Annotated in this window: 14 protein-coding genes; 6 read left to right on the top strand and 8 right to left on the bottom strand. The window is 39.1% G+C overall.

Annotated elements, in window-relative coordinates; all coding sequences use genetic code 11:
* Window positions 1-428: 428 nt before the first annotated feature.
* Window positions 429-1,499, bottom strand: a complete 1,071-nt coding sequence (adeS, locus tag TOL5_RS05165; protein ID WP_162987675.1) for a two-component sensor histidine kinase AdeS — start codon at window positions 1,497-1,499, stop codon at window positions 429-431.
* Window positions 1,500-1,645: 146 nt separating this feature from the next.
* Between adeS and TOL5_RS05160 the strand changes: the two genes are divergently transcribed.
* On the top strand, window positions 1,646-1,909 hold the full coding sequence (locus TOL5_RS05160) for a transporter suffix domain-containing protein (RefSeq protein WP_121774178.1): 264 nt from the start codon (window positions 1,646-1,648) through the stop codon (window positions 1,907-1,909).
* Window positions 1,910-1,924: 15 nt separating this feature from the next.
* Here the strand turns inward: TOL5_RS05160 and adeR are convergent, their stop codons facing one another.
* On the bottom strand, window positions 1,925-2,671 hold the full coding sequence (gene adeR / locus TOL5_RS05155; protein ID WP_121774179.1) for an efflux system response regulator transcription factor AdeR: 747 nt from the start codon (window positions 2,669-2,671) through the stop codon (window positions 1,925-1,927).
* 146 nt (window positions 2,672-2,817) lie between these two features.
* On the opposite strand from adeR, the gene TOL5_RS05150 reads away from it, so the two are divergent.
* The 4 genes from TOL5_RS05150 to TOL5_RS05135 all read left to right on the top strand — a co-directional run bounded on the left by TOL5_RS05150 (window position 2,818) and on the right by TOL5_RS05135 (window position 10,086).
* Window positions 2,818-4,005 (top strand): efflux RND transporter periplasmic adaptor subunit, encoded by a 1,188-nt coding sequence (locus TOL5_RS05150; protein ID WP_121774214.1) that lies wholly within the window; start codon window positions 2,818-2,820, stop codon window positions 4,003-4,005.
* Window positions 4,005-7,127 (top strand): efflux RND transporter permease subunit, encoded by a 3,123-nt coding sequence (locus TOL5_RS05145; protein WP_121774180.1) that lies wholly within the window; start codon window positions 4,005-4,007, stop codon window positions 7,125-7,127. Before TOL5_RS05150 ends, TOL5_RS05145 begins: the two co-directional genes overlap by 1 nt.
* Before the next feature lie 82 nt (window positions 7,128-7,209).
* The gene (gene adeC / locus TOL5_RS05140) at window positions 7,210-8,619 is read left to right on the top strand and encodes an AdeC/AdeK/OprM family multidrug efflux complex outer membrane factor (RefSeq protein ID WP_121774215.1); all 1,410 of its coding nucleotides are present in this window, start codon (window positions 7,210-7,212) and stop codon (window positions 8,617-8,619) included.
* 315 nt (window positions 8,620-8,934) lie between these two features.
* Window positions 8,935-10,086 carry a DUF1624 domain-containing protein gene (locus tag TOL5_RS05135; protein ID WP_121774181.1) on the top strand — a complete coding sequence of 384 codons (1,152 nt, stop codon included), beginning with the start codon at window positions 8,935-8,937 and terminating at the stop codon, window positions 10,084-10,086.
* Window positions 10,087-10,195: 109 nt separating this feature from the next.
* On the opposite strand, the gene TOL5_RS05130 is transcribed toward TOL5_RS05135, so the two are convergent.
* Window positions 10,196-11,140 (bottom strand): LysR family transcriptional regulator, encoded by a 945-nt coding sequence (locus TOL5_RS05130; protein ID WP_121774182.1) that lies wholly within the window; start codon window positions 11,138-11,140, stop codon window positions 10,196-10,198.
* An 89-nt stretch (window positions 11,141-11,229) separates the two neighbouring features.
* Here TOL5_RS05130 and TOL5_RS05125 point away from each other — a divergent pair, with 89 nt between their 5' ends.
* Window positions 11,230-11,871, top strand: a complete 642-nt coding sequence (locus tag TOL5_RS05125) for an alanyl-tRNA editing protein (RefSeq protein WP_121774183.1) — start codon at window positions 11,230-11,232, stop codon at window positions 11,869-11,871.
* A gap of 307 nt (window positions 11,872-12,178) precedes the next feature.
* On the opposite strand, the gene TOL5_RS05120 is transcribed toward TOL5_RS05125, so the two are convergent.
* The 5 genes from TOL5_RS05120 to TOL5_RS05100 all read right to left on the bottom strand — a co-directional run bounded on the left by TOL5_RS05120 (window position 12,179) and on the right by TOL5_RS05100 (window position 16,573).
* Window positions 12,179-12,775 (bottom strand): hypothetical protein, encoded by a 597-nt coding sequence (locus TOL5_RS05120; protein WP_121774184.1) that lies wholly within the window; start codon window positions 12,773-12,775, stop codon window positions 12,179-12,181.
* Between the two features lie 327 nt (window positions 12,776-13,102).
* A complete protein-coding gene (locus TOL5_RS05115; RefSeq protein WP_042088282.1) occupies window positions 13,103-14,410 on the bottom strand; it encodes an aminotransferase class I/II-fold pyridoxal phosphate-dependent enzyme in 1,308 nt (435 codons plus the stop codon).
* A 20-nt stretch (window positions 14,411-14,430) separates the two neighbouring features.
* Window positions 14,431-15,129, bottom strand: a complete 699-nt coding sequence (locus TOL5_RS05110; protein WP_121774216.1) for a glutamine amidotransferase — start codon at window positions 15,127-15,129, stop codon at window positions 14,431-14,433.
* Between the two features lie 5 nt (window positions 15,130-15,134).
* Window positions 15,135-16,316, bottom strand: a complete 1,182-nt coding sequence (locus TOL5_RS05105; protein ID WP_121774185.1) for an aspartate aminotransferase family protein — start codon at window positions 16,314-16,316, stop codon at window positions 15,135-15,137.
* The gene (locus tag TOL5_RS05100) at window positions 16,313-16,573 is read right to left on the bottom strand and encodes a hypothetical protein (RefSeq protein ID WP_009586787.1); all 261 of its coding nucleotides are present in this window, start codon (window positions 16,571-16,573) and stop codon (window positions 16,313-16,315) included. The genes TOL5_RS05105 and TOL5_RS05100 overlap by 4 nt, the downstream gene beginning before the upstream one ends.

Here is a 16,573-nt window from a genome sequence, read left to right as displayed (position 1 = left end):
GGATGAGGAGCGAAGCTCCGTAAGCGCAACCATCAATATAGTTTCATTGCTCTGATCAATAAAATGAAGGCGATCAATAGATTGTTTGATGATCTAAAGCTTGCACTGCCACGCTTTACTTCTAAAGTTTAAATTGTTTTGCGTAGGCGATGCCTCACTTTTCAGAGATGAAAAGTGACAAAAATCTTTCGTTGAGCGAGGGGTACATCCTTTACCCCCGCTCAACATGGCGACATCCATGTCGCCTCACGATAGCAAGACCATCTATGATTCAAAAGTACAAAATAAATGAATCATTCAAATCACTTGTATGAATAATCAGGCGGTTTGACTGTATCATCTTTCATCAAGGATTTTTATCGAACTCAGGTTAATTCCTCCTTGCCAGAAATCAGTCAATTTCTGGCAATACTTTTGCTCAGCGTTGCTTATTCATTGCGCTCAATTTGGATGGTAAAAACACTATTCGAATCTTTATTTTGATATCTAATCGTGCCCTGATGAGCAATCACAATCGCGTGTACCACAGCCAGCCCTAAACCAGTTCCACCAAACTCTTTATTTCTCGACTGTTCTAATCTAAAAAATGGATCGAACAAATGGTCTTGATACTTTTGTGCAATGCCTGGTCCTTGGTCACCAATCTGTAAAATCCAGTTATGATCAATCACTTTTGAAGAAATAGTCAATTGACCTGCATGTGCATAGCGTACTGCATTATCAATCAATGCCATTAAAACTTGCTCAATACGACGTCGATCGCAATATACAGGTGTTGTGGTCAAATCCAGCTGAGGAATAAGTTGGGCTTGAGCCAAACGATCATCAAACAGTTTAATTACACGTTCAATACTTTCCTGTGTATTGACCCATTCATAATTTAATCTTAACTGCTGATTTTCGACCAAACTCAATGTGCGTAAGTCTTCAACTAAATGAGATAAACCTTCAACTTGATTTAACAGGCTTTTAAATAAGACCACATTGGGTTCAAAAACACCATCAATAATGCCTTGTAAGCGACCTTGTAAAATCGTCATTGGCGTTCTAAGTTCATGCGCAATTGCAGCATTCCAAACCTGAGCATTTTTAACTGAAAGCTCAAGTTTTTGTGCCATATGATTAAAGTTATGCATCAATTCAGAAATTTCAGCAGAATGTATCTGGCGGTCATCTGCTCGTGCTGAAAGGTCACCTTGGCTTATTTTCTCAGCGGCTTCTGCTAAAAAATTAATCGGCTTAATAAATCTTTGCGCAAGATGCATCCCGATAATCAATGAAATCACTGACCCGCAAAAAACAACCGTAGACAACCAGATCCAATCGACAAAATGAAAGTCGGTCCATTCCCCTTGCAATGAACTTAAAGTAATCCAACCGACATCAATGGCATAGTTATAAATAATATAACCCAGCAAAACCGAGAATAATGTTACGCTCAAATTCACAATACTGAGTGCAATGAACAGCTGCTTACTGATTCCTGACTTATTCTTCATAAGCTTTCCAGCTTTATTCACCACGTGTTGATCCATATCATAGGTTCATTTTTTCTGATCTTACACACTTTTTCCACACTTTAAAGATCATTTCTCCGCAAACCTTGCAAACAATCACACGATCAAATGTTATAGAGTTAAGTGAGATGATTAAACAAAAGTTAAATCTACGCAAGAAAATCGGTTTTATACTTTTAGCGATTGTCGTGGCGTATTGGATTGCCTTTCCTATCATTCCGTTCTTGGAGATTCCTTATAAAGCGTGGGTGATGACAGTCATGGCGATTGGTGGTGAAATTTTATTATTGATCGTCATTGCCTTATTCGGTAAAGAATATTGGCACAGCATGAAACACAAATTTAAACGTGTATATTCAACATTTAAACATCGACACAAGAAAATCAAATGACCTGAATTAAACCGATCAAGATTCAAAGTAGGATGATGCTGAGGGCTGATCTAGTCGGTAACCTACTCCACGAACATTGATCAACATCTGTTGCAACCCAAGTTCTTCGAGTTTTTTCCTTAACTTGCTGACATGGCTATCTACCGTTCGTTCCAATGCATCACTGTCAGGCAAACAATGATTCATCAATTCACTGCGAGTAAAGACTTTATGCGGATGGTGAATCATCAAACTGAGAATCTTATATTCAGTTAAGGTCAGATTGAGTAAAACGCGTTGATCTTTTTGATAGACATAGGCGCTATGAATCTCAGCATTGATCTCTATATTTTTATAAACGAGGTGGCTATTTTGAACTGAAACATTCTGTTGCGTCCGTCTCAACACTGCTTGCACCCGAGCAACCACTTCATTGGGATTAAATGGTTTGACCACAAAATCATCAGCGCCAATCCGTAGTGCCATCACCTTATCAATATCTTGATCTAATGCTGTCAGCATAATGACAGGGGTTTGCGCCTTTTGACGAATTTTACTCAGTACTTCCCAACCATTCATTTCCGGCAATTTAATATCTAAAAGAATTAAATCAATCGGTTGAGCTGAATGGATTTCAATTGCATGCCGCCCATTCATCGCTCGAATTACCCGCATTCCTTCACGTTTTAAATAACGCTCAATAATATCGCCAATATCATATTCATCTTCAACAACAAGGATCTGTTTATCGCGGCAATCAAAAGAAAATGAGGCTTCAAACATGAATGAATCATCAAATAATTTCTGTCAATCTGCATGATACGCTGATTTATCTGCTTTTCTCCACACTTTTTCCACACTTTGCTGATCAAGGTTACACAAACATCAAAAATAATGTGAACATCAAAAACTCCCAAGGCTTGGACAGAATGCAAAAGCATCTATTACTTCCATTATTTTTATCCATCGGGCTGCTGATGCAAGGCTGTGGCTCCAAGGAGGCAGCTCAACCAGAAACACCACCTGCAAAAGTCAGTGTACTCAACATTCAACCTCAATCAGTCAATTTCAGTGAGAATCTCCCAGCACGTGTACAAGCATTCCGTACGGCTGAAATTCGCCCCCAAGTCGGCGGTATTATTGAAAAAGTGTTATTCACTCAAGGCAGTGAAGTAAAGGCAGGACAAGCGCTCTATAAAATTAATTCGGAAACATTCCAAGCGGATGTAAACAGCAATCGTGCATCGCTCAATAAAGCAGAAGCGGAAGTGGCACGTTTAAAAGTCCAGTTAGAACGCTATCAACAATTGCTACCGAGCAATGCCATCAGTAAGCAAGAAGTCAGTAATGCTCAAGCAGAATATCGACAGGCACTTGCAGATGTATCACAAATGAAAGCCTTACTCACACGTCAAAATCTCAATTTACAATATGCCACTGTTCGCGCACCGATTTCAGGTCGAATCGGACAATCCTTTGTCACAGAAGGAGCCTTGGTTGGTCAAGGTGATAGCAATAAAATGGCTACAGTACAGCAGATTGATAAAGTCTATGTCGATATTAAACAGTCGATCAGTGAATATGAACGCTTACAAACTGCATTGCAAAATGGTGAACTGTCTGCAAATGATCAAAAGACTTTCCGAATTTCCAACAGTCATGGTCAACCCTATAACGTTACAGCAAGAATGTTGTTTGAAGACATCAATGTAGATCCGGAAACAGGTGATGTCACTATTCGTATCGAGGTCAATAATCCTGAAAGAAAATTACTTCCTGGTATGTATGTTCGTGTAGATATTAATCGCGCTTCTGTTCCACAAGCTTTACTGATTCCTGCTCAAGCCATTCAACGTAATATCAACGGCGAACCGCAAGTCTATGTGATCAATGCCAAAGGTACAGCTGATATTCGCCCAATCGAACTGGGGCAACAATATGAGCAATATTACATTGCCAATAAAGGATTAAAAGCCGGGGATAAAGTGGTGGTTGAGGGTATTGAGCGTATCCAACCTAACCAAAAACTTGAGCTAAGCGTATGGAAAGTTCCTGTCAATACAACAGCGAATACCTCTGTACATGCTGAATCAGCTGCAACACAAGGAGCTCAATGATGATGTCACAATTTTTCATACGTCGCCCTGTGTTTGCATGGGTGATAGCGATTTTCATTATTCTATTTGGGGTACTGAGTATTCCTAAATTGCCGATTGCACGCTTTCCAAGTGTTGCTCCGCCGCAAGTCAATATCAGTGCGACCTACCCAGGGGCTACTGCCCAAACCATCAATGATAGTGTCGTCACTTTGATTGAGCGAGAATTATCGGGGGTCAAGAACCTGCTTTACTATAGTTCAACAACCGATACCTCGGGTACTGCTGAAATTTCTGCAACGTTCAAACCGGGTACTGACGTTGAAATGGCTCAAGTGGATGTACAGAACAAAATCAAGGCGGTGGAAGCACGGTTACCACAAGTTGTTCGTCAACAAGGTTTACAAGTAGAAGCTTCTTCATCAGGCTTTTTAATGCTGGTCGGTATCAACTCACCCAATGGACAATACTCAGAAGTTGATTTGAGTGATTATCTGGTACGTAATGTGGTTGAAGAACTCAAGCGTGTTGAAGGTGTTGGTAAAGTTCAATCTTTTGGTGCTGAAAAAGCCATGCGGATCTGGGTTGATCCAAATAAATTAATTTCTTATGGTTTATCGATCAGCGATGTAAATACGGCAATTCGTGAAAACAATATTGAAATTGCACCTGGACGCCTTGGAGATCTTCCAGCGACAAAAGGACAATTGATTACCGTTCCTTTGTCAGCTCAAGGTCAATTGGGAAATGTAGAGCAATTTAAAAATATCAGTTTAAAGAGTAAAACCAGTGGTAGCGTGATTAAGCTTTCAGATGTTGCAGAGGTTGAAATGGGTTCACAAGCCTACAACTTTGCCATTTTAGAAGATGGTCAACCTGCTACAGCAGCTGCAATTCAGCTTAGCCCAGGGGCGAATGCAGTCAAAACTGCTGAAGGTGTAAGAGCCAAAATTGAAGAATTAAAATTGAATTTACCTGAAGGTATGCAGTATAGCATCCCGTATGACACTGCGCCTTTTGTTAAAATTTCGATTGAAAAAGTGATTCATACATTACTTGAAGCCATGGTTTTGGTGTTTATTGTGATGTATTTATTCTTACACAATGTCCGTTATACCTTGATTCCAGCCATCGTTGCACCTATTGCCCTACTCGGGACTTTCGCAGTGATGCTCCTTTTGGGCTTTTCCATCAACGTTTTGACCATGTTCGGGATGGTGCTTGCTATCGGGATTATTGTCGATGATGCAATTGTGGTGGTTGAAAATGTCGAACGGATTATGGCGACAGAAGGCTTGCCACCCAAAGAGGCTACCTCTAAAGCAATGAAAGAAATCACCAGCCCAATCATTGGGATAACACTGGTGCTAGCTGCGGTATTTTTACCAATGGCCTTTGCCAGTGGCTCTGTCGGTATTATCTATCAGCAATTTACACTGACCATGTCTGTGTCGATTTTATTCTCTGCACTCTTGGCATTGATCTTAACACCTGCCCTATGTGCAACGATACTAAAACCAATTGATGGGCACCATCAAAAGAAAGGCTTTTTTGCATGGTTTGATCGGAGTTTTGATAAAGTCACCAAAAAATATGAATTACTGCTACTCAAAGTCATTAAACATACCATTCCAATGATGTTGATCTTTGTGGTGATCACAGCAATCACCTTTGCAGGCATGAAATATTGGCCTACCGCATTTATGCCAGAAGAAGATCAAGGCTGGTTTCTGACCTCCTTCCAACTTCCTTCAGATGCAACAGCAGAACGTACTCGCAATGTTGTCAATGAATTTGAACAGCATCTAAAAGACAATCCCAATGTAAAAAGCAATACAGCAATCTTAGGTTGGGGCTTTAGTGGTGCTGGTCAAAACGTTGCGATGGCATTTACTACGCTTACGGATTTCAAAGACCGTACTTCTACAGCGACAGAGATGACCAATTCAGTAAACGCTTTCATGGCGAATAGCAAAGAAGGCGCAACCATGGCGGTGTTACCTCCTGCCATTGATGAACTAGGTACGTTTTCAGGTTTTAGTTTACGTTTACAAGACCGTGCAAATTTAGGTATGCCTGCATTACTGGCAGCTCAAGATGAGCTGATGGCAATGGCAGCCAAAAATAAAAAGTTCTATATGGTCTGGAATGAAGGTTTACCGCAAGGGGACAATATTTCTTTAAAAATTGATCGTGAAAAGCTCAATGCTTTGGGTGTGAAGTTTTCTGATGTCTCTGACATTATTTCAACCTCAATGGGTTCAATGTATATCAATGACTTTCCTAATCAAGGACGGATGCAACAAGTCATTGTTCAAGTGGATGCCAAATCACGGATGCAATTAAAAGATATTTTAAGTCTCAAGGTAGCAGGCGCAAGCGGACAATTGGTTTCCCTGTCTGAAGTGGTCACACCTCAATGGAGTAAAGCACCGCAACAATATAATCGCTATAACGGACGACCATCTTTAAGTATTGCAGGTATTCCAAACTTCGACACTTCCTCAGGTGATGCAATGCGAGAAATGGAACAATTGATTGCTAAATTGCCCAAAGGTATAGGCTATGAATGGACGGGTATTTCTTTACAGGAAAAACAAACCGAGTCTCAAATGGCATTTTTACTGGTACTTTCAATGTTGGTCGTGTTCCTTGTATTGGCTGCACTTTATGAAAGTTGGGCAATCCCGCTTTCTGTCATGTTGGTGGTTCCTTTGGGCATTTTTGGAGCAACTGTTGCGATCATGTCGAGAGGGATGATGAATGATGTGTTCTTTAAAATTGGCTTAATCACCATTATTGGTTTGTCGGCAAAGAATGCCATTTTGATTGTTGAATTTGCCAAGATGCTCAAAGAAGAAGGCATGAGTTTAATTGAAGCCACAGTTGCAGCAGCTAAACTTCGTTTACGCCCTATTCTTATGACTTCACTAGCGTTTACCTGTGGTGTGATTCCTTTGGTGATTGCATCAGGTGCAAGTTCTGAAACTCAACATGCATTAGGAACAGGTGTATTTGGAGGCATGATTTCTGCGACGATTTTAGCGATTTTCTTTGTCCCGGTATTTTTTATTTTTGTCTTAGGTGCAGTAGAAAAAATATTCTCTGCAAAATCACCATCAAAACAAGACCCGCAACTTTAATACAGCACAATAGATCAGAAGAAAACTGATGTTTTCCTCTGATCTTGCTGATGTTTTCACCTTTTATAAATGGGTAAAAATCATGCCTAAATCAACACTCCTATTGCGTGGATTGATTGCCTCCACACTATCCATTGCTTTGACCGCTTGTATGAATTTACAAGCACCAAAGCCTGTCATTCAATCTAATATTCCTGAAAATTTTACTCAAAATTCTGCTCTAAATCGCTCAGAAATCTCAATTGCCCATCAAGGCTATTCAGATTTCTTTTCGGATGCCCGTTTATTGCAAGTCATTGAAATGAGCTTAGCGCATAACCGTGATTTGCGTACAGCAACGCTCAATATTCAACGAGCGCAGCAACAATATCAAATCACTAAAAATGATCAATTTCCGACAATCGGTGCCAACGGCAGTGCGCTTAGACAAGTGAACCCAACGGTTAATCCCAATAATCCTTATTCATCATTCCAAGTCGGACTGGGCATCACAGCCTATGAAGTTGATTTTTGGGGACGTGTAAAAAGCTTAAAAGATGTGGCTTTAAATCAGTATCTTGCCACTCAAAGTGCGCAACAATCCACCCAAATTAGCTTAGTCAGCCAAGTGACTCAAGCTTGGTTAGATTATGCTTTTGCACAATCTAATTTGAGCTTAGCCAAGCAAACACTAATCGCCCAACAGGATTCTTACCATCTGAATAAAAAGCGATTTGATGTAGGGATTGAGAGTGAAGTTCCTTTACGTCAAGCCCAGATTTCTGTGGAAACAGCTCGAAATGATGTTGCCACCTATAAAACGCAAGTCGCACAAGCCCAAAATCTGCTGAACTTATTGGCAGGACAAAGCGTTCCTCAAAGTCTACTCCCCAATCAAGCAGTTGAACGTATCAGTACACAAGCTACTTTTGCTACGGGTTTGAGCAGTGATTTACTCAATAATCGACCTGATATCAAAGCTGCCGAATACCAACTTCTTGCCGCAGGTGCCAATGTGGGGGTGGCAAAAGCAAGACTGTTCCCCACGATTAGCTTAACGGGTTCTGCTGGCTATGCTTCAACAGATCTTCAAAATTTATTTAAATCAGGTGGCTTTGTTTGGTCAATTGGACCTAGTCTGGATCTACCCATTTTTGATTGGGGGACTCGAAAAGCCAATATAAAAATTTCTGAAACAGATCAAATGATTGCACTTGCAGATTATGAAAAAGCCATTCAATCAGCATTCCGTGAAGTTAACCATGCTTTAGCAGCACATGCTCATATAGACGAACGTTTAGATGCGCAACGTCGACTTGTCTCGGCAACACAAACCACTTATCGACTTTCTTCGGCTCGCTTTAAAGCAGGAATCGACAATTATCTTTCAGTTTTGGATGCTCAACGTTCTGCTTATACTGCTCAACAAGGTCTACTCTCATTAGAGCAAAGCAAATTGAACAATCAAATTGAATTATATAAAGCTTTGGGGGGAGGATTAGAACAAAAATAATAAATGTTGGCTCAAGTAAAGTACGAAAATTAAGTACTAGAACGATACTTTCGCCATAAAAAAATCTGTATGGCTCAAGCCTTGTTTTATTAATAAGGCTTGAGAAAATCAAAAGCTTGGTGAATAAACTAAACACATCTCTATGAATATCCATAAAAGCGAATAGTATTGATCATTTATATAAAAAAATTATTTCGCTTAGAACCAGTAATATTTTGAATTTTAAAAACATCAACTTTACTGATCATTTTTGGTTTTAAAAGCAGAAAAATTAATGTTACAGTATATTATAACACTATATTTTATCTTTTCTTTATGTCTACGTCCCCTTCCCAGCGCTTACAAGCCATTGATGCATTAAGAGGTTTAGTTATCTTAATCATGATGGTTGATCATGTCAGAGAAACCTTTTATCTGCATCATCAAGTTCCAGATCCGATGATTATTTCATCAACAGAAGAACCCTTATTCTTCAGCAGAATTTTGGCTCATTTATGTGCGCCTGTCTTTGTCATTTTGACGGGTTTATCGGCATATCTTTATCAAGCAAAAAATAATAGCCTTCAGATGACCCGTGAATTTTTAATCAAACGTGGGCTTTTTTTAGTTTTTCTGGAACTGCTAATAATCAACTTTGCATGGACTGGGAAATTTCCACCCGATGTCATTTATCTACAGGTGATTTGGGCAATTGGCATAAGTATGCTTGCTTTGGCAGCACTGATTGGATTACCGCAAAAACTGCTATGGTGTATCAGCTTGATGATTATTTTTGGTCATAACCTACTTGATCAAATCTCCTTTGAAAATATCCCAGTTTTACACCAACTTTGGCTCATCTTACATGACCGTGGATGGATCGAAATTGGAGACATTGTTCGTTTAAGAACCTCTTATCCTGTTTTGCCTTGGATTGGTGTGATTACACTGGGATATTGTATTGGTCATCAGGTTTTTGCCCCGTCCAATGATACGGCAAAAAGAAATCAGATCTTGCTCCGCTTTGGTTTATCCAGCATTGCACTATTTTTCATACTGAGAATCATCAATCTCTATGGTGATCAAGCATGGCAAGTTATGCCAGCATTCTCAGAAACATGGATGAGCTTTATGAACCTCACCAAGTACCCACCTTCGTTACTGTTTATTCTTTGGAATGCAGGTATGGGGCTTATTCTTTTGGTATTTTTACAAAAAGTTGAAACACAAAAATGGGTTAAACCGTTAATTATTTTTGGTTCAGTTCCAATGTTTTTCTACATTGTTCATTTATATCTTTTAAAAGCGTTGTATCTGGTTGCAGTGCAAATTTTCGGTACGACACAAGGTCAATACTATGGTGTAGATCAGGTCTCTACCTTATGGTTAATCTCCATACTATTAATTATTTTGCTCTATCCATTGATGCTCAAATTTTCCAAGTTTAAACATCAAAACAAACACATCCCCATTTTAAAATATTTATAAAATGCGTTTGGGTTAAATCAGCACATATACACTCAACACACTGATGCTAAATGATTTTAGCATCAGTTTTTCTTAAAATACCACCAACATCTTAGAATCATAGCATCCTTTAAATATGGGAATCATCATGTTTCAGTGTCGGCTCGGATTTTAATTTTTGGGCGAGAAATTGAATAAATACTTCTATTTTAGGCGCTAAATAGCGTGTCGGTGGATAGAGTAACCACGCAGCACCACTGTAATAGGTTTTAAAATACCATTCTGGCAGAACTTGCAACAAAGTATGGTTTGCCAAAGCCTGACGGGCAACGAAGTAAGGTAAACTTGCAATCCCCATATGATTTAATGCTGCATCTAAGCGTATACCAGTATGATTTGCAGAATATCGTCCTTTAACAATAACACTGGTGGTTTTATTGCCTTTTTGAAACTTCCACTTTGAGTCGCTGGCTTGCTCACCCAAATAGATACATTGATGATCCAGTAAATCCTGAGGCTTTCGTGGAATGCCATAACGTTTGAGATACTCTGGAGTTGCGACCAGTACATGATCAATCTGAATTAATTTTCTTCCCTTTAATCCCAATGCTGGCTCATTGGTAATCCGTATCGCCAAATCAATCTCATCATCAATAAAATCAACAAAGCGATCTTCCAATAACAGTTGAATATCGACTTTGGGGTATCGTTCTAAAAATTCAGCAAGATGTGGATGAATCATATAGTGTCCCACAGCTTTGGGTACGCTGATTCTTACTGTACCACTGGGTTCACTGTTTAATTTTCCTGTGTTGTCGATCACTGCCTGAGCAGCATTGAGCATTTCAAGACAATGTCCATAAATTTGCTGACCACTTTCGCTCAAACGTAATTTTCGTGTAGTTCTTTGCAACAGTCTGGTTTCTAGTGCCTGTTCAAGTCGAGTAATGGCCTTACTGATTGCAGAAGGTGTATTGCCCAGTTGTCGTGCTGTTTCTGAAAAACTTCCTGTCTCCACAACCTTGACGAAAATAGCCATTTCCTGAAGTAATGCAATGCTTTGATTTGTGCCCATGAGGAAAAAGTAAATTCATTTTTTACTAGATTATCATCAATAGGATTGCTTCATATAATTCTTTCTTAGAAATTTGCGTAGAAGTTAATATGACTCAGGCTTTATATTTATCTGACCAGACCAGTGCAGACGTTCAGGTTTTATTCTGCGAATTAAATCAAGATGGTTTATTTGCAGTTCGGCTAGAACAAACACCGTTTCATCCTCAAGGCGGTGGACAACCGAGTGACTTAGGTACAATCAACGATGTGAATGTCGTGCATGTTGTACAACAGGATGGTGATATTATTCATTATTGTCAGGGTGAAATTGCTCTGGGTCTGGCTTTTGCCCAAGTTGCCCAGAAACAAAGACATTTTTATAGTCGTCTCCACTCCGCAGGTCATTTGATCGGGCATATCATGCAAAGCTTTGGGTGGCATCCTGTAAAGGCACAGCATTGGCCTGAAGATGCAAAAGTGCAATTTACCCAATCAGAAAGCTCACAAGATATTAATCAAATCCATCTACAAGAGATATGTCAGCAATACATTCGCCGTGATTTACCCCGTATGATGCAACAAAATGACCAAGGTTATCGTGAGGTTGGTTTTGGCGACCTGCCTAAATTTCCTTGTGGTGGGACACATGTTCAATCTTTATCAGAAATTGGCAGTATCGAAATTACTGCCTATAAAATAAAAAAAGGCAAACTCACAGTTGCCTATAAAGTTACAGAGATGTGCCTATAATATTTAGGCAGATCTCTTCATTTTTTGGAGATACGCTATATTTGACTAAGATGAAAGATCAGAAGATAAAACTTTAAATAAATCACGATGCCAAGCAACTAAAGTCATCAAGATATACATTGGAATAATTAGCCAGCACGATTAATCATCCTTTGGGGGAATTGAAACTGTTCTATTTTTACAAAATATTTTGCATGATTTTGTTCAAATACATATTCAACTTGAGTGAATAACTATGGATATCACCATCTATTTGCCTATTTCCAGATATTTTACCCAGTCGTAATCGAGCACGAATGATCACAAACTAACGCTCAAGTGCTGCAAGCCTTTTTAACTGCTTTCTTGCGATCACAATTTTTTCTTTGGTGGTTTGCAATTGTTCGGCAATCTGTTGCATGGTCATTGTTGAGCTGGTAATGATTGCTTGATTTGCCAAAAGCCAACGCTTATTTTCGATACGTTGTGGATGAGGTTTTTTGACTTTTGCATAACATCTTAAATAGCGAGCATAACTACTGACTTGATCTTTGTTTAAACCATATTGTTGATACAAATCTTCAAAACCATCCCCCAATAACTCATCTTTATGTTCGATTGCCCATTGATGATTTAATACCACTTTTTCCCGTTGAATATTCAATTCTTTTCGAAGTCGAGAAACTTTGATGCCTGAAAAATTCAATTGCTTCATCACAGTTTGACGGGAGTTTTGCCGTATAAAATCTGCCAGTTCTGGTGTTAGGATGCAGGCATAACTGCCACGGGTCGTACTATACGCCCGACCTTTGTAAATGATTTGACCGATCTCTGTCTTATACTCTTCATAGACATCCCAATCCTCACCTTGCCAATCTTTAATGACTTTAATGGGGTGAAGTTTAGGTTTATATCGAGAAGTCATCACAGCAGCCTTTTTTAATACGACTATACTGTTTTATAAGTTTACCTTTATAATTTCAAGATATATTGTCTAAAAAATGAATTATTATTTTAATTTTTTTTAACAATTTGCTATTTTATGAGACAGTTTAGTAGAAATCATCCAATATCTTGAAAATCTTCCGTTCGCTTTAATATTGAAATGATCTCAAGCAGAACTGCTCAATCGCGAAACAAGTACCCGCCATATCCTAAATCCTAAAATTTAAATTGAGTACCGTCAAAATTACCTGCAAAACTCTTAAAATAAGTATAAGTTAAACCCATTGTTTTTAAATAAATAATTGATTTATAAATTAATAATAACTTGATAAATCTGTTCAAATTGTTGGCAAAAGTCTTTCATCTGTTGTTCTGTCATATCAGCCGTACTGATTCTTATGCCTTCAATTTCTTGATTGACGCTAAAATCTCGTCCTGAACGTACCAACCAACCTCGTTGCGATAAAATCTTGCTGATTTTGTCTGCATGTGGCAATTCAAGCCAGATATTTAGACCATCATAATGCATCGCACAAGGGATATTAAACTGTTGTAAATACTGCACAATTTTTTGATTTTGTTGTTGGTAATAAGATTTTGCCTGATTTAAGTTGACCGGAAATTTTTCAGCACTGAATAACTGGAACACCATTTCTTGGATGATATGACTGACCCATGTTGAACCTGCATTCAATTTTCGTCGCAATCTATCTGAAGTTTCAGCATCACAACCAACAAATGCAAAACGAAAATCTGGCGATAAGTATTTGGATACTGAACGTACTACAGCCCAGTGCTTTGTTGTGGTGGGAATGATATGTTGGTAACAGGTTTGAGAAAGCACTGAAAAATGGTCATCAACAATCACCAATACATGTGGATAGTTTTCCAATAGTTTTGAAATTTTCTCAGCCTGAGTGCGATCTAAACTATAGCCTGTTGGATTTTGCGCACGTGGCGTAATAATCAATGCTTGTGCACCTGCATATAAGGCTTGTTCAATTGTATCAAGAACAAAACCATCGCTCCTGACTGTAAAAGGTTGCATTTTAAATTGCTGATGTTCAATTGCAGAGATACTGGTGATAAATCCTGGTTGCTCGACAGCCACTAAATCGGAAGGAACGAGGTAGGCAGCGAGTATTCGCTCAATCGCATCGACTGCACCGTAGGTAAATTCAATTGAAAATGGTTGAGGAAGATCTGCAAAAACCTGTTGTTGGGCAATATTTAATAATTCAGCATGATAGATGTTTTCACCATATAAACTGCTGTTCAGATGACCAAAATTGATTTGACTTAGAGTTGGTAACCATTCTCGGTGGGGATTACCATGAGCCAAATCGACTGTGCCCTCATTTAATGCTTGAAAGCCTTCTGATATTCGACAAGATTGTTTTGATTTGACTTGTGTGCCTAAACGTCCTTTAGACACCACAATGCCCATCGACACTAAACTTTTATAGGCAGCAGCCACCGTATTTCGGTTCAGCCCAAGTTGTTCTGCTAACTCACGGACACTGGGCAAGAAGTCGCCTTCATTTAACTGCCCTTCATTGATCAGTGTACGAATATTATCTTGAATATCCTGAGCGCTGTTGCCTTTAATTTTCATAAAAAAATCTATATCGAGTTTTATACAGGAATGAGGTGATTAAGCCAATCACGTAATAACAGCTTGGCTTTGTCCTGTAAGGATTGCCCATATAGTACATTTTCTTGACGTAACTTTAAAATATCAATCTTCGCCTGATTGAGTTCAGTCGCATGTCCAATCAACCAACGCTCTAATGTTTTTGGATCAACTTCAACATGGAACTGCAATGCCAGAATATTGAGACCCACAGCAAAGGCTTGGTTGGGATAGTAAATTGAACCTGCTAAGCGTTTAGCGGATTCAGGTAAATCAAAGGTGTCACCATGCCAGTGTAAAACCTGAACATTTTCCAAATGCTTTAAAGCTGAGGCAAAGCCTTGACTGGTAATGGTTAATCGACTCCAACCTATTTCTTTGATATGCCCCTGATACACCTTTGCACCTAAAGCCGTTGCTATTAACTGAGCACCTAAACAAATACCCAGTGTTGGATAGTGATGAGCGAGACGGGTACGTAGTGCATTAATTAAATCCGATAAATAAGGATAATTAGTCGTTTCATATACGCCGATCGGTCCACCCAACAAAATAACAGGATGTTTTGAAGCAAGAGCCTCATCCACGGCATCGACACCTAACTGTAAATACTGAATTTGATAATTTAAGTCATTCAGCGTCTGTGCAAAACTGCCTAAATCTTCAAATGCCAAAGTTTGAATCGCATAGATCATTTTCATCTTGGTCACGCTACTTTTTCAATGGGATGAATGACTTTAAGCAAGCCATATATTTGTTGAGCTAAATATTCAATTTGTGTGCTATTGATAATATAAGGTGGCAACAAGCGAATAATTTTTCCTTGTGTGACATTCACTAAGATATCAAATTCTTCACTGGCAATTTTTGTCAGGTTTTCAATCGGATGAATCAGCTCAATTGCAATCATCAATCCCACACCACGAACCGATTGCACATTGTTTAAACCTGTTAATTTGGACTGTAGTAAATCGAGTAAGTGATAACCTTTTGCATGAATTGAGGATAAATACTGTGTTTCCAGTAGATGCAACACTCGATACGCCACACGACAGGCTAGAGGATTTCCACCAAAGGTAGAACCATGTAAGCCTGACTGTAATAGATGCCCCAACTTAGGGTGGGTTAAACAGGCACCAATCGGCAAACCATTGCCCAAGCCTTTGGCAATGGTGAGTACATCAGGACAAATTTCAGCTTGTTGATAATAGAACCATGTTCCTGTACGCCCCAGTCCACATTGGATTTCATCCAACATCAACAACCAATCCTGTTGATCACATAGTGCTCTGAGTTGCTTGAGATAAAATGCTGAAGCAATATTCACCCCAGCTTCACCCTGAATTGGCTCAAGTAATACTGCCACAACATCGGGATCATTTTGATAAGCTTCAATTGCAGCCAAATCATGAAATGCAACAAACTCAAAACCTGTTAGTAAGGGACCAAAAGCCTGTCGATAATCAGCTTTTGCCGTTGCAGACAACGCCCCTAATGTACGTCCGTGAAATGCCTGTTGCATGACAATTATTTTGGGACATTGAATGCCTCGCTGATGACCATATAAACGAGCTAATTTAATTGCCGTTTCATTGGCTTCTGTGCCTGAATTACAAAAAAAAGTCTGGGTTAAACCCGTAATCTTTGCCAGTTTTTCAGCAAGACGTTCATTCCAAGTATGTTTAAATAAATTGGAAAGATGTAAGAATGTTTGGGATTGTGCCACGATTTCCGTATGAATATCAGGATGAGCATGCCCAAGTAAGGTGACACCGACACCTGAAATAGCATCCAAATAACGCTTATCTTGGTGATCCCATAGATAGCACCCTTGACCACGTTGAAATTCAATGGCTAAAGGTTGGTAAACGGGCATTAAATAACTCATGTCATCTCCTGCGACAAAATATTCATCGAACAGGGCTGATAGATATATTCACTTCCCAAGAGCTGCATCGTCCCCTCTTTTTGCATAAGAAAACGCGAATCTTCAATCACTTGATGTAACTCATAGCTTAATTCGGTTGTATGCTGTAAATAACTCAACAAAGTATTAATTTTCATTAAAGCGTGCATAGAACGGCTTTGAAAATGTCCCAATAATTTGCCCTGTTGATAGATGGTTAATTGATAATGTTGACTCAT

Source organism: Acinetobacter sp. Tol 5, from assembly GCF_019702905.1.
GTDB classification, from domain to species: Bacteria; Pseudomonadota; Gammaproteobacteria; order Pseudomonadales; family Moraxellaceae; genus Acinetobacter; species Acinetobacter bereziniae.
Note: the sequence above shows the minus strand (reverse complement) of the source record. Positions and strands in the feature narration are given on the sequence as shown.